The sequence below is a fragment of the Mycolicibacter sinensis genome (assembly GCF_001673565.1).
GTDB lineage: Bacteria > Actinomycetota > Actinomycetes > Mycobacteriales > Mycobacteriaceae > Mycobacterium > Mycobacterium sinense_C.
The window spans coordinates 1-889 of the sequence record NZ_LZMF01000006.1; the positions used below are offsets into that span (position 1 = coordinate 1).

At 69.2% G+C, this 889-nt stretch carries 1 protein-coding gene; it reads right to left on the reverse strand.

Features of this window, described 5'->3' with window-relative positions; all coding sequences use genetic code 11:
- On the reverse strand, positions 1-889 hold an 889-nt coding region (locus A5648_RS01230), incomplete at both ends, for an AMP-binding protein (protein WP_131810497.1).

Sequence of the window (889 nt, forward strand, 5' to 3'; positions counted from 1 at the left end):
TAGCCGCGGATCGTCATCAGGTCCTTGCACCGGCCGGTGACGAACAGCTCGCCGTCCCGGAAGAACCCCAGGTCGCCACTGCGCAGGTAGGGGCCCTCTCCGGTGTCGGCCACGTACGCGTTGAAGGCGTGCTCGGTCTCCTCGGGGCGTCCCCAGTAGCCCACGCCGACGCTGGGCCCGGACACCCAGATCTCGCCCACTTCCTCAGGGCCGCGGCGCAACCGGGTCTCGGAGTCAACGATCAGGACTTGCTGGCTCTCCGCCTTGGCGCCGCAGGCCACCAGGGGCACCGCCCCGGCGGTGTCGGCAGCCACCTCGACGACCCGCTCCTCGCTGAGCGCGGTCCGGTCGATGTGCCGGACCACCGGCACCGGTGACTCGGACATGCCCGTCACACCCAGGGTTGCCTCGGCCAGCCCGTACGCGGGAATAAAGGCCTCGGGCCGGAACCCGGCCGGCGCGAACGCCTCGGCGAAGGACTGCAGAGTGGTCGCGCGGACCGGCTCGGTGCCGATCCAGGCGTGCGTCAGGTTGGACAGGTCCAGTGCCGCGCGCTGGGCCGGTGTGGTGGTCTTGACGCACAGGTCGTAGGCGAAGGTCGGCGCGCCGGTGATCGTGGCGCGGTGCCGCGACAGCATCTCCAGCCAGCTCGCCGGCCGCTTGATGAAGGTGTTGGGCGGCATCATGTAGGTCGTGACGCCGACGTAGACCATCTCCAGGACGCCGCCGATCAGGCCCATGTCATGGTGCTGCGGCAGCCACCACACCGCTACGTCGCCGTCGTGGCCCTTCCACCGCTGGCGCACGACCTCCATGTTGTGCATCAGGTTGGCGTGGCTGACCATGACGCCCTTGGGGGATTTGGTCGATCCGGAGGTGTACTGATTCA